This is a genomic window from Halomonas colorata (assembly GCF_014897985.1).
In the GTDB taxonomy this organism is placed as follows: domain Bacteria; phylum Pseudomonadota; class Gammaproteobacteria; order Pseudomonadales; family Halomonadaceae; genus Vreelandella; species Vreelandella colorata.
The window spans coordinates 33,547-55,483 of record NZ_JABUZA010000014.1 but is presented as its reverse complement, the minus strand read 5'-3'; the positions used below and the strand labels follow the sequence as shown (position 1 = coordinate 55,483).

At 55.8% G+C, this 21,937-nt stretch carries 10 protein-coding genes; all 10 read left to right on the top strand.

Translation table 11 applies throughout. The features are described 5' to 3' along the window. Nucleotides 1-442 precede the first annotated feature (442 nt). The 10 genes from INT33_RS09335 to INT33_RS09290 all read left to right on the top strand — a co-directional run bounded on the left by INT33_RS09335 (nt 443) and on the right by INT33_RS09290 (nt 21,934). Nucleotides 443-14,065 (top strand): carbohydrate-binding protein, encoded by a 13,623-nt coding sequence (locus INT33_RS09335; protein WP_226940131.1) that lies wholly within the window; start codon nt 443-445, stop codon nt 14,063-14,065. 214 nt (nt 14,066-14,279) lie between these two features. Then, nucleotides 14,280-14,651: a thiol-disulfide oxidoreductase DCC family protein gene (locus INT33_RS09330; RefSeq protein ID WP_193091722.1), complete on the top strand. Its 372-nt coding sequence runs from the start codon at nt 14,280-14,282 to the stop codon at nt 14,649-14,651. Nucleotides 14,652-14,700: 49 nt separating this feature from the next. Beyond that, nucleotides 14,701-15,258: a hypothetical protein gene (locus INT33_RS09325; RefSeq protein WP_226940130.1), complete on the top strand. Its 558-nt coding sequence runs from the start codon at nt 14,701-14,703 to the stop codon at nt 15,256-15,258. Between the two features lie 61 nt (nt 15,259-15,319). Beyond that, entirely contained in the window at nt 15,320-15,796 is a 477-nt protein-coding gene (locus INT33_RS09320; RefSeq protein ID WP_192537650.1) for a YbhB/YbcL family Raf kinase inhibitor-like protein, read from the top strand. 77 nt (nt 15,797-15,873) lie between these two features. Further along, nucleotides 15,874-16,215 (top strand): zinc ribbon domain-containing protein YjdM, encoded by a 342-nt coding sequence (locus INT33_RS09315; protein ID WP_192537649.1) that lies wholly within the window; start codon nt 15,874-15,876, stop codon nt 16,213-16,215. 244 nt (nt 16,216-16,459) lie between these two features. After that, on the top strand, nt 16,460-16,924 hold the full coding sequence (locus tag INT33_RS09310) for an SUF system Fe-S cluster assembly regulator (protein ID WP_193091721.1): 465 nt from the start codon (nt 16,460-16,462) through the stop codon (nt 16,922-16,924). Nucleotides 16,925-16,991: 67 nt separating this feature from the next. Further along, nucleotides 16,992-18,434: a Fe-S cluster assembly protein SufB gene (gene sufB, locus INT33_RS09305; protein WP_193091720.1), complete on the top strand. Its 1,443-nt coding sequence runs from the start codon at nt 16,992-16,994 to the stop codon at nt 18,432-18,434. Nucleotides 18,435-18,513: 79 nt separating this feature from the next. Next, entirely contained in the window at nt 18,514-19,263 is a 750-nt protein-coding gene (sufC, locus tag INT33_RS09300; protein WP_018917498.1) for a Fe-S cluster assembly ATPase SufC, read from the top strand. Next, on the top strand, nt 19,260-20,603 hold the full coding sequence (sufD, locus tag INT33_RS09295; protein ID WP_193091719.1) for a Fe-S cluster assembly protein SufD: 1,344 nt from the start codon (nt 19,260-19,262) through the stop codon (nt 20,601-20,603). Before sufC ends, sufD begins: the two co-directional genes overlap by 4 nt. A gap of 65 nt (nt 20,604-20,668) precedes the next feature. Continuing rightward, nucleotides 20,669-21,934 (top strand): cysteine desulfurase, encoded by a 1,266-nt coding sequence (locus INT33_RS09290; RefSeq protein ID WP_193091718.1) that lies wholly within the window; start codon nt 20,669-20,671, stop codon nt 21,932-21,934. The last annotated feature ends 3 nt before the right edge of the window (nt 21,935-21,937 follow it).

Genomic DNA, 21,937 nt, shown 5'->3' with positions numbered 1-21,937 from the left:
TTGTTTTGAAACCAAGTGACCATTTTTTTAGTTTTATTTGTTTTGAATACTAATGGTTTGTTTTTTTATCGTGCAATATTTTTTACGAAGTAATAAAGCTATTTTGGTAATTAAAATCGCTTATTTTTTATCTGGTGCTTCATCTGTACGGAGTTAGGTTTAATTATGTATTTTTTTTAATGCATTGATTTTAAATTATTTAAAAAAATGACTCTGCTTATTTTTTAGTAACATTTTGGTAAATAAGTATGTCAAATACCCCAGCTTGTCACTCTAGAAAGCCCGGTTAGACTCTCGAATAGCCAGTTCTCTCCTCAGCACGGTTAATGCTAAACGTGCGCTTTACACTCATAAGCCTGCTGAGAAAAGGAACGGTTAATGGGTGCTCATAAGTGCATATCGAGTGCGCTTATAAAAAATAATTAAAGCCAAGGGGTAGACCATGTATTCTATGTCTTTTTTTGCCAGCCAAGCGAACACTCTGCTGAGTTCCATTAATGAGGGAGATCGCTTTGGCAGGGATACCTTCCATGATAACCAGCTTCACGTAACGCCATATGCCTCTCCTTGGGAGCCGTCTATTCATTCACTCAGGATGATCTGGGAAGATGGTCGCAACGAGATCTCAACATTTGAGAGCGTTGAGCGCCCCTTTGTTTTTGATGATTTACCCACGCCTGCCTTGGGAATGTTAAAGCTTCGCCTGGAAGCGTTGGATGCATCTGGTCAGGTGTTGCCAGGCTCGAATATGGACCTTGAGCTTGATGTGGCGCCAGAGAGTGAGCCCATTGAGCAGGCTACCTACGAAACAATACTGTTACAGGCTGATGAAGCCCCGGTGGCCGCGTTGGCCGTCACGCCCGACACTTTCTCTCCACTGCGCATACAGGCCGAAGATGCCGATGCGAGTGATGGCGCCTGGGCGGCTACTTCGGGCCCTGGCATTAACGTGGTTAGCGACCCCGTTCTGCAGCCGAATGCCGTCAATGCCGATGGTCAAGCTTATGTAGACTATGGCGATGGTATCAACGGTGGTGAGACGCTGACGTTCACATTCAGCGTTGCCGAAGCGGGAGAGTACGAGCTAGGGCTGGGCTATGCGCTTAGCCAGAACGATGACGGCTCTGATCGAAACCGTCCCTTGCGCTTGGACGTTAACGGCGAGCTGGTGGATCGCATGTTCGACCTTCCCAGCACCACTCTAAATGCCACTCCAACCGATTTTAGCGAATTCGGTGAGCGCATCATCCGTGTGCAGCTTGAGGCCGGCGAGAACACCGTTACCTTTACGTCCAACGGTGCCAGCGGGCCCAACGTCGATTATCTGGAAGTGCGCGCGCCGAATCCTGACGTCTATGTGATTCAGGGGGAAGACCTGGTGCTTTCTCCAACGGTTGATAACGACAACAGTGCAACCAACCGGGTAGTGACCGTCGACAATATTGCCGATTTTACGAGCGGCAGCGAAACTTTCCGAGTGGGCGCCGAGGGCGCAAGCTATCTTGATTGGGCCTTAAATAACGCCAATGCTTACGGTGAGTTCACGCTGGATGTCGCCACCGCCGGTACCTATAGCGTCACGGTGACCTATGCAAGTAGCTCCGGTCGCCCGTTGGATCTTTCTCTGGTTGATGCTGGTTCGACTACGCCATTAGGTACTTTTAATTTCGCCGCAACGGCGGAGCCCGGCTACTATCCGGATGATGTCAGTGATGTGCCGACGGCCAACCAACCGGCAGCACCCACTAGTGGGAATCCGACTCGCCAGACCGAATGGGAAGGCTGGTCCACCGAAACCATTGAGGTCACGCTGGATGCCGGTAGTAACACCCTGCGTCTGGGGGGCGGTGCCAACGGCCCTAATATCGATAAGTTTGAGATAGCGTTGTTGGAAGCTGCGCCGCCGGCACCTACCATCCTGCTCAGCATCGCTGACGCTGATCCAGTCGTCGAGAGTGGTGATGAAGGCGTTACTACGCTTAGCTTCACTTTGAGTGCAACGGAGGCTTTCAGTGGTGATGTGGAACTGGCTCTCGACATTGATGGCGTCGCCGAGACCCGCACCGCCACTTTTACCGACGGTGTGGCTACGCTAATGGTCGATGTGGACAATGATGCTGAAGACAACGGCAGCGAAACCGTCGCGGTCACGCTCGCTGGCGTTACGGATGATGGCTTCGCTATCGACAGCGCTGCCGCAACGGCGACCGGCAGTGTCAGCGAAGATGATGAAGAGGTTATCGTCCCTGCCGACCCAATCCGTCTACAGGCGGAAGATTTCGACAGTGCAACCACCTTCACCGTTGAAAATATTGCCGCCGCGGATGGTGGCCAGGCGATTCGCATGCTCGGCAACCGCGAAGGCACCGCCAGTTATTTGCTGGATGGCAAGGTGGCCGCGGGCACCTACACCGTTATCGTCGGCTATATCGATGAAAACGACGGTGAAAGCACCGCCCAACTGAGTATCGGCAACGCCGAAGGCGAAAGCTTCAGCGGCAGCTGGGTATTCGATGACGACGCCGAGAGTGGCAACGGCACCCAGATCCAAAACTTCCGCACCGTCAGCTTTACCGGTGTGACCGTAGGCGATGGCGCCACGCTATCGCTCAGCGCCAATTCGACGGCGTTGGAGTATGCACGCATTGACTATATCGAGTTTGTGTCCACCGGTAGCGTCGATCCTGAGCCTGAACCCGCCATTTTGATCAGCATCGCTGATGCGGATACGGTCGTCGAAGGGGGCGATACGGGCGTCACAACGCTGAACTTCGCCTTGAGCGCTTCGGATGATTTCAGCGGCGATGTAGAACTTTCCCTCGACATTGATGGCGCCGCCGAGACCCGTACGATTACCTTTACCGACGGCGTTGCTACATTAGCAGTCGATGTAGCCAATGATGACGAGGACAATGGCACAGACGCCGTCGCGGTGACCCTTACCGGCGCGACGAGTGACGGCTTTGTAATTGACAGCACCGCGGCCACGGCTATCGGTAGCGTCAGTGAAGATGACGATGGTGCAGCGCCTGGCGAACCGATCCGTCTGCAGGCGGAAGATTTCGACAGCGCAACCACTTTCACTATTGAAAATATTGCCGCCGCCGATGGTGGCCAGGCAATTCGCATGCCCGGCAACAGCGAAGGCACCGCGAGCTATTTACTGGATGGCAAGGTGGCAGCAGGCACCTACACCATTATTGTTGGCTATATCGATGAAAACGACGGTGAAAGCACCGCCCAGCTGAGTATCGGCAGCGCCGAAGGCGAAAGCTTCAGCGGCAACTGGGTCTTTGATGATGATGCCGACAGCGGCAACGGCGTTCAGGTGCAAAACTTCCGCACCGTCACCTTTACCGATGTGACCGTAGGCGATGACGCCACCCTGACGCTCACCGCCAACTCGACGGCGTTGGAGTACGCGCGCATCGACTATATCGAGTTTGTGCCTATGGGCAGCGTCGATCCTGAACCTGAACCCACCATCCTGATCAGCATCGCTGATGCGGATACGGTCGTAGAAGGTGGCGATACGGGCGTCACGACGCTGAACTTCGCCTTGAGCGCCTCGGACTCTTTCAGTGGCGATGTAGAGCTTGCACTAGAAATTGATGGTGTCGCCGAGACCCGTACCGTGACCTTTACCGACGGCGTCGCTACGCTCGCGGTTGATGTAGCCAACGATGATGAGGACAACGACACCGAGACGGTCGCCGTCACGCTTACGGGCGCCACGGATGACAGCTTCGCTATCGACAGTGCCGCCGCCACGGCCAGTGGTAGCGTGAGTGAAGATGACGCGGAGGTTGCCGAATTTATCCCCTTCGCTGTTCAGGCCGAAGAGGGCGTGTTGACCATCCTGGATAATGGCTCAAACGCTACCGTTACCACCATTCGTGATCCGGATAATCTCGAAGACAATTCCGACCTGCCCAACGGCTTGCGACCCGGGTTCACGGGTGAAGGTTACCTTGATTTCGGCGATACCGCGGGTGATGCAATAACGTTTGCGATCACGGTTCCGGAAGCGGGTAGCTACGATCTTAATATTCGCTACGCCAGCAACACCGGTCGCCCGCTTGATCTTAGCGTTAACGGAAGTGATGTCGACGCGCTGCCGTTTGCCAGTACTGATCCCGATGGCACCGGCCCCGAGGAAGGATTCAACCACTGGCTTTTTGAAACCGTTACGATCACCCTTGAGGCTGGCAGTAACAGTGTTTCACTGGCTATTCCCGCAGGCGCGACCACCGGCCCCAATATCGACCGCATTGAAATCACCGAGGAGGGCAGCGGCCCGATCCCGGTCGATGACAGCGCAGATGAAGATGGCAACCTGAGCCTGACTGTTGCCGACGATACTCTGGAGCCCGGCCAGCTCGCCACGGCAATGTTTAATGTTGCCGGTGCCGATGACGACATCGTGGCCTATGAAGTCAGCTTTGATGGCGGCGCCACTCGCACTGCCGTAACGCCTGCAGCAAACGGCGATATCAGCGTGGATCTCAGCGGTCAGAGCGGTAACGTTACCGTGACGCTGATCGTGACAGATGCTGCGGGTAACGAAGCTGAAGCCAGCGATAGCGTCACCATCGACGATGGCAGCGTAGTGGTGGAGCCCTTTACCGTGCAAGGTGAAGACGCCGTCGTTACCGACGTTGGCGGCACGGCCCAAGGAGCCGTTACACGTACGGTGGACGCAAGCAATCCCGATGACTTCGGCAATTACCGGGAAGGTGCGGTAGGCGGTGCCTATATGGATTTCGGCACCGATGCGGGTGACCAAATCACATTTAACATTGATGCGCCCACCGCGGGCACCTACACCGCCACCATCCGCTATGCCAACGGGGGGACTGCGCCTCGGCCATTGGATCTGGCGGTTAATGGTGCAGGACAACCCCAAGTTGCCTTTACCAATGCGCTAGATGATGGCGTCAATGACCCTTGGGATGCGTGGCTTGAGCAGGAGATACAGGTAACGCTCGAAGAGGGCGCCAATACGTTAACGCTGACGATTCCCACGGCAGCCAATGGTGGCGTGGCTAACGGCCCTAATATCGATCAGATCGTATTCGACTTCAATGATGGCGAAACGCCTCCTGCACCGTTTACCTTCGAGATTCAGGGCGAAGCGCTAGCCATCGATGATCCGGATAACGTAGGCACCACATTGGATACCCAGGTGCGCAATGCCGCGAATCCTGAAACTAACGAGGCCGCCGGTGCCGATGGCCTCTGGGATGGCTTTACGGGAAGCGGCTATCTGGATATGGGCGGTGATATTGGCGACGCCGCCTCCTTCAATGTTGTCGCCGATGAGGCGGGCACCTATACGTTGACCGTGCGCTATGCCAATGCGGGCAGCAACGGTGCTGACCGGCCCATGGATATTCTGGTCGGAGGTGAGTCCCAGGGCAGCCTGGCCTTTGTATCAACCGGCGTGGGTACCACCGACTGGCAGAACTGGACGGATACCACGATCGAGGTTGAACTCGAGGCGGGCAGCAACACCATCCGACTGGAGAATCTGACCGCAGCGGGCCCCAATATCGACCGCCTGAGCATTACCCGTGACGGTGTCGAGCCGCCGGACGTGGTAGAGCCGGGTGAGCGCTTCTCGGTCAAGATAAACTTCCAGCCAGAAGGAGTAGCGGTGCCTGAAGGGTATATCGCCGATAACGGTAAAGCCTTCGGCACTCAGTCGGTGACCATCGATGGCCAAACCTACCAGTACGGCTGGGTGACCGAAGCGTCGATTTACGATGGTGAACCCGGCACTACGCCGCTGGATATATCGAGCCTGACCAGCGTGGCGGTCAATGACCGTACCGATGATATCGCGGGTCTCGACCCACGCCAGGGCACCTATGCCCACTTTGACCAGCCCGGAAGCAACTATATACGCGCCGGTTGGGAGATTGAGCTTGCCGACGGCTACTATGAGGTCACCATCTCGATTGGCGACACCTCGGGCCCTTACGACAGCCGCAACGTGCTCAATGCGGAGGGCGAGCTGTTCAACGACCCCTTCACGCCTTTCCGACCAGATGATTTCCCAGCCGACGGTAACCCGGCCGACGACACCGATGGTGTACGTTCTGACCTCGTGACTCGTATCGTGCAGGTCACTGATGGCCGTCTGACGCTGGACTCTATGGGCCTGGATAACGAGAACACTGAGATCCAGTACATTGAGATTCAGTCGCTGCCGGACCTGACCCCGGACGATGACCGCGCCGCCCCAGAGGATTACGCCTTCTTCACCGATGCGCGGGCTATTGCCGGTGTCGGGCAAAACGAGGTGGAGGTTGATCTTGATCCAGAGAATGGCGCTATTCCTACCGGCGTTGACCCGACTTCGGATATTTTCGTAGGTATCTCGGTGGTCGACGGGCGTGGCGGAGCCTTGCTTGAGAGCCTTAACGATGGCTCTGTAAAGCTGTTTGAAACGGTCACCGGCGAGGAGGTTTCCTTTAACGTCAATACGACGGGCGGTTTCGACTCACTGACGATTTCGCCCAGCGGCATACTCAAACCGTTTACCAGCTATACGTTAGTAATTGATGGCTTTCAGGACCGTGGCCCTAACGATGACGCTTTGGCGCCGACCCGTGAGTTCCAGAAATACACCAATACCTTCGTCACTGGTGAAACGCCCGAGGTGGTTGCCCGTGACGTGGCCTTCAACGATGTGGTTGAACTCAATGGCGCCGCAGACAACGCCTTTGGCTTCACGTCGCTTGAAATTACCTCTGACGGTTCGACCATGTACGTGGCCACCATTGGCGGCCAGATCCTGCGCTTTGACATCGATCCAAGCGACGGCTCGTTGGTCAACCGTCAGGAGCTTTCGCTGCCAAGCGATTACTTCTTCGAAGCGGGGGCTGAGAGCGGTAACGACCGACGGGGCATTATCGGCCTGACGGTCGATCCCACCGATTCGAACGTGCTGTGGATCACCGACAACTATCCCATCCCGCTCAATGGGCGCGATAACGGCGTGCCGGAGTTCAGCGGTCGCATTACCAAGATCACCCTGGATGGCGGCAGCGATTTTTCCGGTGTCGCCGAGCCCTACATTACGGGGCTTCCGCGCTCTAACGGCGACCACGTGACTAACAGCCTCGAGTTCCGCGCCAATCCGGATTATGACGCGGCTACCAACCCCGACGTGCCGACGCATCTGCTGTATCTGATTCAAGGCTCCAACTCGGCCATGGGTGAACCGGATAGCGCCTGGGGCAACCGCCCCGAGCGTCTGCTGAACGCCGCCGTGATGGAGATTGATCCGACCCGCGATGCGCCTCCTGGAGGCTTTGATGTCTCCACTGAACCTGTGCCTAATAACGGCCAGAACACGCGCTATGATGACCCGGATGGCCATCCCAAGGATGATCCGATTCCCATGGGCAACGGCGAATTCCTGGTATTTGATGAGCGTGGTGTCGCCACGGTGCAGGATGCTGACGGCACCGTGCTCCAGAGCTTTTATGACCCCTATGCCGAAGACGCGGTGCTGACGATCTTCGCCACCGGGGCGCGGAACGCCTATGACCTGGTGTGGCACTCCAACGGCTTCCTGTATGTGCCGACCAACGGCTCGGCGGCAGGCGGCAACGTACCGGACGACCCTTCAACGCCTGAAAACGAGCGTTACACCAACGTCGAAAAACAGGACGACTATCTGTTCAAGATCGTTGAGGGGGGCTATTACGGTCACCCCAATCCGCTGCGCGATGAGTACATCATGAATGGCGGCAACCCGACGGGCGGCAGCGACCCCAACCAGGTTGACCGCTATCCGGTCGGCACCAACCCTGAGGGCACCTACGATATCTCTGGCGTTTATTCACTTGGCGAAAACCGCTCACCCAACGGCGCGGTGGAGTACACCAGTGGCGTGTTCGGCGGCAACCTGCAAGGTAACGTACTGTTCACCGAGTACTCGGGTGGCGACGACATTCGCTCAATCACGCTGGATGCTAACGGCAATGTGATCGGTGATGACGTGCTGCGCGATCCTAACGGCAACGTTATCACCTATGTAGATCCGCTGGATATTATCGAGAACCCGGTTACTGGACAGCTCTACGTGTTGACGCTGAACCGCGGTAATGGCCAGAGCCAAATCATTCGCTTAGACCCGGCGCCGGGTGGAGTGGTGGATCCGGTTGATCCCGAACCAGGTGATTTGGAATCGCTGCTGATCATTCAGGCAGAAGATAAGACGCCGGATGACGGCACCGCCGTGACGATTGCCACCGGTGCTGGCGCCGAGATCCAGATCCGCGATGCCAGTAACCCGGAAACTACCCAAGGCCTGCCCAACGGCCTGCGCCCGGGATCCTTCGGTGTGGATGGCAATACCAACGATAACGATGGTGTTTTGGGAGGCTATGCCGATTTTGGCTCTACTAACGTCGACTTCCTCACCTTCACCTTTGATCTGAGCGCCGCTCAGGCAGGCGATTCAGTACTCAGGCTGCGCTATGCCAACGGTGGCGATGCCAATCGTCCTCTTGAGGTGTTCGTCAACAATGTCAGTGTCGGCGTATTCGACTTTAGCCCGCCGCCAGGACTGACCGGTGACGCGGCCTGGGCCGAGTGGTTGACCGAAGACGTGGCGGCCACGTTGGTCAGCGGCCAGAATACGGTGCGCTTGCAAGCCACTGCCAATACCGGCCCCAATATCGATCAGCTGGAAATCCTGCAAGGCACGCCGGATACCACGCCGGACGTGATCCAATATGAAGCCGAAAGCGCGACGCTGGATGGCCCGGTGGTAGTACTTTCGAGTAACGATGATCGCAATGCCTCCGGTGACGGCTTTGTCGACTTTGATGGAACGGGCGATCAGACGATTACCTGGACCATTGATGTCAGTGAGGCGGGTAGCTACGACATCGGCTTCCGCTATGCCTTGGATACGACAAAAGCTGATCGCCCGCTGGGCCTGACTATCAACGGTGTCGATCTGGGACAACTGAACTTTGAAGGTCAAAGCAACGCCGCCGAGGATAACTGGTTCTTCCAAAACACTCTGGTGACATTACAAGCGGGCAGCAATACCGTTACCCTGACTGCGCCGAACGGCGTGGGCCCCAACATCGACCTGCTGCAGGTGCCGAATGCGCCGACCGATAACTTCGTCCCGGTATATGCCGACGTTTCGGATGGGTCGCGTATCGAGCTTGAGAGCGGCGACAGTGCTCGCACCATTAACGAGCTAACCGCCGACTTCTACTTCACGGTCGATGCCGACGGCCTTTATCGCCTGGATCTAGCCGCGAATGTTGGCGGTGACGATGGCCAGGGGCTGTCGCTAACCCTTAACGGCCAGACGGTTAAAGTACTGGCCTATCCGGGCGTGGGAGAGGCTGGCGAAGAGGGTGTTTATGTCGAGCTCAAAGCGGGTGTGGAATACAACCTGCGTGCCGTTTCCACGGCCGATGGCGCCGATGATCTGGACTATTTGGATGTAATGCCAGTCTCTGGCAACGATAATGCCGATATCGCGGTGCAAAGCGGCGATGCTGCCTATTTCTCTGATCGGCTGCACTTCAGCTATCTGGAGAACGACAGCGCCTCGAACCCCAATCGCGACTTCAAGGAAAGCGCGACGGTCACGATCTCCAACACCGGCAGCGATGTGCTTGAGATACTCGACGCCGATATTGAAGGCCCGTTTGTGCTGGAAAACCCCAGCGTCTTTGAAGGCTTGACGCTCGCCGCCGGTGAATCGCTTGAGGTGACGGTCTTGTTCGACCGTGGCAGCTACACAGCACCTACCAACGACGCGGGAGATGGTGTGTTCGAAGGCCGCATTCGTCTGGTCACCAATGACGCTGATTCGCCGGTGGCTGAGATCCATATGGCCGGCTTCTGGCAGGCGCGTGACGAGGGCGGCTGGGAACCCAACGTCAATGAAGTCTGGGAAGTGTTTGGCTTTGGTAACCGTATCGATGGCCTGACCACGGTGGGCGGCGGAGAGAACTCCGTGCTCAACGATTTCGATCTCTATCGGCCCGTTAACGATGATGAAGTCATGTCGCGCTATTGGGCATTGGCAGATGGCGTCGGGGAAGCCAAGATTACTCAGTTAGCGGCCTATCATGGCGATGGTGGTGCAACCCTGGGCATCCATAATCCAGGAAATAAAAACCAGGACATCATCTTCAGCAACCATGCGGGAGATAATAACCAGTCCCTTCTACCGGTAAAAAGCAATGGGCAGTTCGCTACCGCGAGCTTCTCGCTTGACGATATTCCCGGCAGTTGGACCGGCCAGGGCGTGTTTGGGATTGAGGTTGCCAATCTTTCCACCGACCCGTCGCTTAATCCCCAAGGTGGTGGTACGCCGCCAGCCGGTGCTGAAGGCATCGAGCGGGGCTACACCGTGCGTATGTTCCGGGCGCTGGATGCTAACGGCAACGTGATTCCCAATACCTATCTGGGCATCATGGATTACACCGGCATCAACTACGATTACAACGACAACATGTTCCTCATTGAGGGCGTGACGCCGGTGATCGGTGGTGAACTCACGGTGATTAATAACGACGGCGTGCCGTCCAATGACCGCCTGGTGATGTCACGCATCGAGAACCCGGCCAACGCGGCGCAAATGGTGCATGATGAAGTAACCATCACGCTCAGAAACGATGGTATTGAGAACCTTGATATCGAAAGCATCGAGGTCAGCGATACGACATTGTTCGAACTTACCCAGGCGTTCTCTGCGGTGACGCTGGAGCCTGGTGAGGCCATTGATGTGACGGTGCGCTTTATTGCCAATGACCCCAACGATGCAAGCCTCTATGAAGCGAGCCTGATCATCAATTCAAGCGATGCCGACGAGGGCGAAAAGGTTATCCAACTGGCGGGCCTGGCTCAAAACCAGTCTGAAAGCGGTCAAGAGCCCCTGGTCCAGGAAATCATCAACGCCTTTGGCTACACCACCAATGTGGCTGAAGGACAGATGAACAAGGGTGGTTTGGTGGAAGCCAATGGTGACGAAATTCTGGCGCCGTACTTCCAGCGTGCTGAGGGCAGCTCACCAATCAAGATCTCTCAGCTGGCGGCCTATCACACCCAAGGCGATGTGGCTCGGCTATTCATCCACGATGTGGATAGCCGCAACCGTGATGAAATTCTGGCCCACGACGAGGCGGATGGTCAGACGTTATTGCCGCGCACGCTTAACAACGGCAACCAGCTGACCATAACTACCCTGGATCGTGATGCGCCGTTTGGCTTCTTCGCTGAGATATCGGGCCGTCAGGGCTACATTTCCTGGTCGGATCCGGATGCTAACCTCTACGAGGACACTATTGATGCCATTGGTAACCCGGGCACCAATCTCAACTGGGACGCAAGCGACGGCCATCTGATCCGCGTGTATATCGCCAAGGACGCCGCGGGCAACGTCATTCCTGACACCTATATCGTGATCCAGGACTATGCCGGGGTGAACTACGACTACAACGACAATATCTTCCTGGTCGAAAACGTTACCCCCTACGACCCGACAGGAGCGGAGGATGCCGACGGCAACGGCCGGGTGGATCTGTACGACGACGATAACAACGACGGCGTGCCGAACTTCCTCGATAACCCTGAACCAACCGGCCAGACCGCCTTTAATGCTAGTGAGACCGCCTGGGTGGTGGGCAGTGAAGGATTAGCGCTGGAAGCGAAACTGTATGACAACGGCGGCCAGGGCGTGGCGTATAACGACACCACGCCAGGCCATCAGGGTGCTGCGTTCCGCTCCGACGAGGCGGTCGATATCTCAAACGGTACCGAGGCACTGGGTTACATCGCGGATGGTGAGTGGGTCGAGTACACCTTAAGCGTAGAAACAGCGGGCACCTATACGCTGAGCTTCTCAACCTCTGCGACGAGCGGTGGCAAGACCATTACCGCCGCGTTCGAGCAGGATGGCGAGTTCTACACCCCATCGCAGGTGCAGAGTCTTCCCAACACCGGTAGCTTCACCAGCTTCCAGACCGTGGGCCCGTTGACCTTCGATCTGGAGGAAGGGGAGCAGGTGCTGCGGCTGACCTTCAACGGTGGTCAGTTGGATCTGGCGTCGTTCAACCTCGACTTTGTAGCGCCTGTCGATGATGGCCAGAGTGCTTACAACGACACCCAAACCGCTTGGGAGGTAGGCGCTGATGGGCTGAGCCTGGAGGCACGTTTGTATGATAACGGCGGCCAGGGTGTGGCCTATAACGACTCGGATGCCGCCCACCAGGGTGGTTCCTTCCGCTCCGACGAGGCGGTGGATATCTCCACTCCATCGCAAGCGATTGGTTTCATAGAGAACGGCGAATGGGTCGAGTACACCATTAATGTGGCAGAAGATGGTGTTTATGATCTCGGCTTTTTGACCGCCATGGCCTCGACCAATTCGACCGCCCGCTCCATTACCGCGAGCTTTGCCAAGGGCGATACGCCTTACGTAACGGCTTCACCGGTAGGGGTGTTACCAACCGGCAGTTGGACGACGTTCACCCAGACCAGCACCACGCAGGTAGCGCTTGAAGCCGGCGAGCAGGTGTTACGGCTTACCTTTAACGGTGGGTCCATGGATCTGGCCTCGTTCAACCTGGCGCCCGTCGATCAGACCCCAGTCAATCAGGCGCCGGTGGTAGAGGAAGCCATCAACGATGTCACCCTGGTGGAGGGGGAAGCAATTAGCTTCAGCCTGCCTGAGGATGCGTTTGTCGACGCCGATGGCGATAGCTTGGCGTATACCGCCAGTGGCCTACCCAGCGGAATTTCTATGTCCTCGGACGGAGTTTTCTCCGGAACGGCTACCGCGGCGGGAAGCTTCGACATTATCGTTACGGCTTCTGACGGCCAGGCTAGCGTGCAAGCAGGCTTTACGCTAGCAGTAGAAGAAGCCCCCGTAGATGACGGTCAACAGGCCTTCACCGCCAATGGTGAGGCGTGGCTAGTGGGCGGTAACTTCAGCCTTAAGGCCGTAAACTATGATGAGGGAGGTCAGGGGGTTGCCTACAACGATGTCGATGACTTCCAGATCGGTACGGAAGTACGTCCCGGTGACGGTGTGGATATCGTGGGTAATGGCGATGCCATCGGCTGGGTGGATGAAGGCGAATGGGTGGAATACACGCTCAACATTCAGCAGGCCGGCGTTTATGACCTATCCTTCCTGTCAGCGCTTGGGGACGTTAACGGCTCTCAGCGCAGCATTACAGCCACCTTTACTCAAGGTGACGGTACGCCCTACTCATCGAGCGGCCCGGTGGTGGTATCGCCGACCGGCGGCTGGGGTAACTTCCAGCCCACCAATGCTTCTCAGGTAGCGCTTGAAGCTGGCGAGCAGGTATTGCGGCTCACCTTCAATGGTGGATCGATGGACTTGGCCTCGTTCACTCTGTCGCGCGATGGGCAGCAGGCGTTCAACGCTGAAGGAACGCCATGGCTAGTGGATGCCAATGATGGCTTGACGCTCGATGCGGTGAACTACGATGAGGGTGGTCAAGGCGTTGCCTACAACGATGCGGATGCCTTCCAGATCGGCACAGTAGTGCGCCCTGGCGACGGTGTGGATATCGTCGGGGAAGGGGAGGCTGTCGGCTGGGTGGATGAGGGCGAGTGGTTGGAGTACACCATTAACGTTGAGCAGGCGGGAAATCATACCCTGTCGTTCGTTACCTCAAGCCCCAATGACGGGCGCACGATCACCGCAGCGGTGGAGCAAAATGGCGGTTTCTATGAGCAGGCCAGCGGTTCGGTACCCAACTCCGGCGACTGGGGTGTGTATGTCGATGGGCCCTCGCTGACGCTGGATTTAGAGGAAGGCGTTCAGGTTCTGCGCATTACCTTCAACGGCGGCTCCATGGATCTGGCGTCTTTCCAGATCACTCGAGATGCGGGCGCGGAAGCAGCCAGCGCTTCGAACATGGGTATGATGATGGCCATGGCCTCTGAAGCGAATGATGCTGCTTATCTAGATGAGGAGGTAGCTGCTCTTAGCGACGATGTCAGCATTAGCGGAGTACAGGACGATGCGCAGAGCGCATTGATGTAACGTGCATAAGTAGGGCTTCTTTGGCACTCACAGTGGTGCTAATGAAATAGAAGGTGTTAATAAAGCCTGCGAGGCCGTTCATTTGGCATCGCAGGCTTTTTTGATTGTAGTTTGACGGTTAACCGCGGATGCTTGCCGAGTTGCGCTGCAGTGGGGTTGCCTCTGGCGGGGTAAGTGCCACACTTAATCGGTAAAACGTTACCTAGAGCTGACTATGCCTAATCACGATGTCATCAATGTCTATTACGATGCGGTTTGCCCCAGCTGCCGCAAAGACAGACAGCGCTATGAGCGTTGGGCGGGCGAAGGGGCAAGCGATATTCGCTGGTGCGATGTGAGCGAATATCAGCAGGCGTTGCAAAATAAAGGGATAGCGCTGGAGGCGGCCTTAAGGTCGCTGCATATTGAGCAAACCGACGGGCGCATCGTTGAGGGGATTGATGCCTATCGGCTATTAATGGCGCGCGTTGCATTGTTGCGTCCAGTGGCCTGGGTTATTGGCTTGCCGCTTATTAAACCCGGGTTACGCAAGCTGTATGATGGCTGGGTAAAAAGACGTTTAAAACGCCAGGGCCGTTGGTCATGATGTTGGTCATGGATATGGCAGGTCTATTGTGAGGGAGTGCACAGGGAGCATGAAAATGCAGCAAAAAGTGTTGTATGTCTTACTGCTGGGAAGCGTATTGTTAGCCGGATGTGCGGGCAGCCAGCGTACATCCGCGCCCGAAAATCCGCGCACGGTTGACGTGCCGGTTTCCCAAACGCTGCCCCCGGCAGCGCCGACTACTTACGCCAATACGGCTTCGGCGACCGACTGGGTGCCGCCGCTCTTTGTAAGCCCTGAAGAAGAGGCGTCTTACTATGTAAGCCGGCTTTCCGACCGGCGGTTTGTTTCCACCTACGGTGATCGTGACAATCCACGGGTGTGGTATATCGCGGCAGAACGATTAGGCGAAATTGGCTTGCCCGCCGTGCCTCTGCTGTTTTCACGTTTGGATACACACGATGAGTATGAGCAAATGCTGGTGCTGTATGCGCTACAGCTGGCAACGCAAGATCCGCTCTTGATGGTGAACACAGGTGGAAGCTACGTTCAGCTGCCCACCGTGCTGAATCCTGCCGGTAACGCAGAAAATGTCGAGATAGCTCGGCAGTGGTGGCAACAAAACTCAGGTTTTCTGAACCGGCCTTGATAGCGGCACTCTTTCCAGCCACCCTGTACTAAGCGTCATTGGCTAACCCAAGGAGAGACAAATGGCATTTGCACGATCATCCATGCAAGTTACCAGTACGGCTTTTGAGCAGCATCAGGCGATTCCTGCACGTTATACCGGCGAAGGTGAGGACGTATCTCCACCGCTTGCCTGGCATAACGCTCCTGAAGGTACCAAAGGGTTTGCGGTGATCTGCCATGACCCCGATGCGCCGCTTGTTAAAGACGGCAGCTACGGGTTTATTCACTGGACTCTTTATAATCTGCCGGGCGATATTACGGGCCTTGAGGAAAATACCCCGATCGGTACGCCAGGCAGCAACGACTTCGACAAGCGCGGCTATGGCGGCCCGATGCCACCTGAAGGGCATGGCAAGCACCTTTACTATTTCTTGGTGCTGGCGCTGGATCATCAAACGGCGCTGCCGGAAGGGCTCAGCATGGCTGAGCTTTTAAAAGAAGTTGAGCCGCATCTATTAGGCATTGACCGCCTGGTGGGCACTTACCAGCGGGGCTGATAGCCTCTCAGACTGGAGCATTTTGTCCATTCGGTGTAGGCTCCATCGCTTTCTTATTGCCCGCGATGGAGCCGTCCATGAACGAACTGCCTAACTGTCCCTCCTGCGCCTCAACGTTTACATACGATGACGGCTTGCAGTACGTGTGCCCGGAATGTGGCCATGAATGGTCAAAAACGGCAAATACCGACGCGGCGGATGACGCTCCAAGCGTGCGTGATGCTAACGGTAACCTGCTTTTTGACGGTGACAGCGTAACGGTTATCAAGGATCTGAAGGTCAAGGGTAGCTCGTTGGTGGTTAAGGTAGGCACGAAGGTCAAGAGTATTCGTATCGTCGAGGGCGACCACGATATTGACTGTAAAGTTGATGGTATTGGTCCTATGAAGCTCAAATCGGAGTTTGTTAAAAAGGCCTGATTGCTTAATGCACTATAAAACCTACCCCTTTACGCGGTAGGTTTTTTTATATCGAGTAGCAAATAGAATTCTTAAATGATAATGATTGGCGTTTTTGATGGCATTTGCATCGAACGTGCCAAGAATAAGGCTAATTTGCCAATGATTGTGCGTTAGGGCTTCACATCAATTTTATACAGGACTAAAATGGTACCCAATTAATACGTACGCCAGCTTGATGACTGACTAATTAATAGGAGTCGACATGCTAAAGCTTTCTCGGCTGACTGATTACGCCGCTGTGGTTATGGCGCAGATTGCGCGTCACCCTCACGCATCGCATGCGGCAGCTGATCTCGCCGAAGCCGTTCAGCTACCGCATCCAACGGTTAGTAAAACGCTTAAAATGTTGGTTCGGGCAGGGCTCTTAGCATCGCAGCGCGGCGCTCAGGGGGGCTATCGGCTCGCTAGGCCCGCGTCGCAGATTACCGCAGCCGACATTATTTCGGCCATTGAAGGGCCCGTAGCGATGACGGAGTGTAGCCAAGCCCAAGGCGAGTGTGACTTGGTTGCAACATGCGGTGTGGCCGATAACTGGCAGCGCGTGTCGCTAGCGATTCGTACCCTGCTTGAAAGCGTGACATTGGCCCATTTAGCGGCGTCCACGCCCCTTAAGCTGCCCGTGCAATTACCGATTCAAAGTATCAGCCTATCGGCGGTTTCTGCGTAACGACTAGGCAATTTATCCTTATTGACGGCGAGGAGACCTCGCCACCAACTGCCCGGAGGGTAACACCATGGCAACCGAAGAAATGGAACAGTTGGTTCGTCGCGAATACAAAGATGGCTTTGTAACCGATATCGAAAGCGACACTCTTCCTCCTGGCCTGGATGAAGGCACGATTGCTTTTATCTCCAAGAAAAAGGGCGAGCCAGAGTGGATGCTTGAGTGGCGTCTTGACGCTTATCGGCAGTGGCTGAACATGAAGGAACCCTCCTGGGCGCATCTGGATTACCCGCCGATCGATTATCAGGCTATTTCCTATTTCAGTGCTCCCAAGCGCCCGGAAGATGGCCCACAAAGCCTGGATGAGGTCGATCCCAAGCTGCTGGAAACTTACGAGAAACTGGGTATTCCGCTGCATGAGCGTGCAGCGCTTGCCGGTGTGGCCGTCGATGCCGTGTTTGACTCGGTATCGGTTACCACTACGTTCAAAAAAGAGCTGTCTGAAGCCGGCGTTATCTTCTGCTCCATTTCTGAGGCGATTCGCGACTACCCCGAGCTGATCAAGCAGTATCTGGGCACCGTGGTGCCGGTAGCGGATAACTACTTTGCCGCGCTTAATTCGGCGGTATTTACCGACGGCTCGTTCGTGTTTGTACCAGAAGGCGTTACCTGCCCGATGGAGCTATCCACTTACTTCCGTATCAACGCCGCCAATACTGGGCAGTTCGAGCGCACGCTGATTATCTGTGAAAACCGTGCTCAGGTGTCTTACCTGGAAGGCTGTACCGCGCCGATGCGCGATGAGAACCAGCTGCATGCGGCGGTTGTTGAGCTTGTTGCGTTAGATGATGCGTACATCAAGTACTCCACCGTACAGAACTGGTACCCCGGTGATGAGAACGGCAAGGGCGGTATCTATAACTTTGTGACCAAGCGTGGCGATTGCCGCGGTGCGCGTTCGCGCATTAGCTGGACGCAGGTTGAAACCGGCTCGGCCATTACCTGGAAATATCCTTCTTGCGTGCTGCGCGGTAAAGACAGCATCGGTGAATTCTACTCTGTCGCCGTCACCAACGGCCGCCAGCAGGCAGATACCGGCACCAAGATGATTCACATCGGTGAAGGCACGTGCTCTTATATCGTGGCCAAAGGTATCTCGGCAGGTAAAAGTGACCAATCCTACCGCGGGCTGGTGAAAATTGGCCCACGTGCCAAAGGCGCACGTAACTTCACCCAGTGCGATTCGCTACTGATTGGTGACAAGTGTGGCGCACATACTTTCCCTTATCAGGAAATTGGCAACAGCACGGCCACTATTGAACACGAGGCTACCACCTCCAAGATTGGTGAAGACCAGCTGTTCTACTGCCGTAGCCGGGGCATTTCCGAAGAAGATGCGGTCAGTATGATCGTGAATGGTTTTTGTAAGGATGTATTCCAGGAGCTGCCGATGGAGTTTGCGGTAGAAGCGGAAGCGCTCTTGAACGTGACGTTGGAAGGCGCGGTAGGCTAATCGTTTAGCCGGTTTGCCGTACAAATTACTTTGATACGCGTCGCGCCAGCGACTCGCCAGAATTAGAAGGTTTAAGATTATGCTGCAAGTTACTGACTTACACGTCACCGTTGAAGATAAAGAAATTCTCAAGGGCCTGACCCTGACCATCAACGCAGGCGAAGTGCACGCCATTATGGGTCCTAACGGCGCGGGTAAATCAACCCTGTCAGCGGTGATTGCCGGTAAAGATGGCTATGAAGTCACCCAGGGTAGCATCACCTTTGAAGGTAAAGACGTACTTGAAATGGAAATCGAAGAGCGCGCCCAGGCGGGCCTGCTGTTAGGTTTCCAGTACCCGGTCGAGATTCCGGGGGTTAAAAATATTTACCTGCTGAAATCTGCGCTTAACGCTCAGCGTAAAGCCCGCGGTCTTGAGGACATGCCAGCACCTGAGTTTATGAAGCTTGTTAAAGAAAAACTCGGCTTTATGAAGATGGATGCCAGCTTCCTGCAGCGCGCGGTTAACGAAGGCTTCTCCGGCGGCGAGAAAAAGCGCAACGAAATTCTCCAGATGCTGGTGCTTCAGCCCAAGCTTGCCATGCTTGATGAAATCGACTCGGGCCTCGATATCGATGCCATGAAAGTCGTGGCGGATGGTGTTAACAGCCTGCGCGCCGAAGAGCGGGCGATTCTGCTGGTAACTCACTATCAGCGTCTGCTTGACTACATCGTTCCCGATAAAGTCCACGTCCTGGTGGATGGTCGAATCGTCAAAACCGGCGATGCCGAGCTTGCCAAGCAGCTTGAGGCCAATGGTTACGAAGGTATTGAGGAGTCCGCGGCATGAGCGATACGCAAACTTTTCTGGACACGCTGAAATCGCGTAGCCAGCAACGCGAGGCGGAGCCGACGTGGATTGCCGCGCGCCGTCAGGCGGGCGCTGCACGCTTTGAAGCGCTGGGCTTCCCCACGCGTCGTGATGAAGAGTGGAAATATACCGACGTTCGCGCTATTGCCCAAGGCAACTTTGCGCTAGCCGATAACGCTGATTTCTCACCAGCGCAGGCGGCGGCCGTCACATTGCCTATCTCGGCTTATCGCCTCACGTTTGTCGATGGTGTGTTTGCTCCGGCGCTTTCAGACCTTGATGCGCTGCCCCAAAGCGTTCACGTGTTGCCGCTTTCCAAGGCGCTGACTGAAAACCATGAAGCAGTGGGTGGGCCGCTTGGCCGTCTGACCGGCGTGGATTTCTCCTCGTTTGCCGCGCTGAATACCGCGTTTATGGAAGAGGGCGCTGTGGTACGTATCGCGCCCGGTACGGTGGTTGATAAACCCATCGTGCTGCAGTTTCTCTCCCGGGCTAACAGTGCGCCGGTGATGAGCCATCCGCGTATTCTGGTAGAGGCCGGTGGGCGCAGTGAAGCCACGTTGATTGAGCACTATTGTGGTGATCAGGAAGCCGCTAACTTCACCAACGTGGTAGGCGAGTTCATGCTTGATCGCGGTGCCATCCTGAACCACTACAAGTTGCAGGAAGCGCCGCTTAACGACCTGCACATTGCCAGCATGCACGTCGAGCAGGACCGCGACACTCGCTATACCTCGTACAACCTGAACCTGGGCGGGGCGCTGGTACGTAACGACCTGATCAGTGACTTGAACGGCCAGGGTGCTGAAACCAATTTCTACGGACTGTTCTTTGGCCAAGGCCGCCAGCATGTGGATAACCATACCAAGGTCAATCACAACGCGCCCTTAACGTTCTCCAACGAGAACTACAAAGGCATTTTGGATGACCGCGCTCACGGTGTGTTTAACGGTAAGGTCTACGTCAAGCGTGACAGCCAGAAGATCGAAGGTTTCCAGAGCAACCAGAACCTGCTGCTGTCTGACCGCGCCCAGATTGATGCCAAGCCTGAGCTTGAGATCTACGCCGATGATGTGAAGTGCTCTCACGGCACCACGACCGGTCAGTTGGATGAAGAGGCGATTTATGCCCTGCGTACTCGCGGTATTGATGAAGCCACGGCACGTGGTCTTCTGACCCTGGCGTTTGCAGGCGAAGTGCTGGATAAAGTCGCGCTGGATGAAATTGCCGAGCGCGTCGAGCTGGCCGTTGCCGGTAAGCTGCCTGAGCGCTTCAACCTGGCAGGCCTGGTGGAAACCGCCGTCGCGCTTAACGACTAGTCTTAACAACTGGTCTTAACGGCTATCTTAACGACTAAGCTCAACGCTTACATGAGGAGTGATGAATGTCGTCAACGGTTCTTGAGAAAGCGACAGCGAGTGGCCAGGCGCCCTATGATGTGCTGGCGGTTCGTGAAGACTTCCCGATTCTTGGTCGGGAAGTCCATGGCAAGCCGCTCGTCTATCTGGATAACGCCGCGACCAGCCAAACGCCGCAACAGGTCATTGACGTGTTTAGCGATTACTACTCGCGCTATAACGCCAATATCCATCGTGGGCTGCACACGCTGGCCGATGAAGCGACGGCGGCGTTTGAAGGCACGCGTGAGCGTGTAAAAGCGTTTCTCAATGCCGAAGATACTCGTCAGATTATCTTTACTCGTGGAACGACGGAAGCAATTAACCTGGTGGCTCAAACCTGGGGGCGCGTTAACCTCACCGCGGGTGATGAAGTGCTGGTCTCGTTGCTTGAGCATCACTCCAATATTGTGCCCTGGCAGCTGCTGGCCGCTGAGCGCGGTTTTACCATCAAGGTCATTCCGGTCGATGACACGGGTGCGCTGGATATGGCCGCTTATCGTGAGCTTTTAAGCGAGCGCACCAAGCTAGTCGCCGTTAACCATGTCTCTAATGCGCTGGGCACGATTAACCCGGTAAAAGAGATGGCGGCGCTTGCTCACCAGCACGGTGCGCTGATTTTCATCGATGGAGCGCAGGCTGCACCGCATCAAACAGTTGACGTGCAGGCGATTGATGCTGACTTTTACGCCTTTTCCGGCCATAAGGTTTATGGCCCCACCGGTATTGGCGTGCTGTATGGTAAAAAAACGCTGCTGGAGGCCATGCCGCCATGGCAGGGCGGTGGTGAGATGATTAAAACCGTCTCTTTCGACGCAGGCACCACCTTTGCAAGTATTCCGCATAAATTTGAGGCGGGTACGCCCGCCATTGCGGAAACTATCGCACTGGGCCGAGCGCTTGAGTGGGTTGAGAGCGTGGGTATCACCGCCATTGGGCAGTGGGAGAGCGTGCTGCTTGAGCATGCTACTCAGGCAGTGCCGCGTATTGATGGGCTGCGTATTTTAGGAACCGCGCCGAATAAGGCGGGCGTGCTGTCGTTTGTGGTTGACGGCGCACACTCCCAAGATATCGGCCTATTAATTGATCAATTAGGCGTGGCCATTCGTACCGGGCACCATTGTGCACAGCCGCTGCTGCATCATTTTGGCGTGGATGCTACGTGCCGTGCCTCGTTTGCTGCGTATAATACCCTCGACGAAGTGGATGCATTTGTTGCAGCGCTTAATCGTGTTATTGGTATGGTGCGCTAAGGA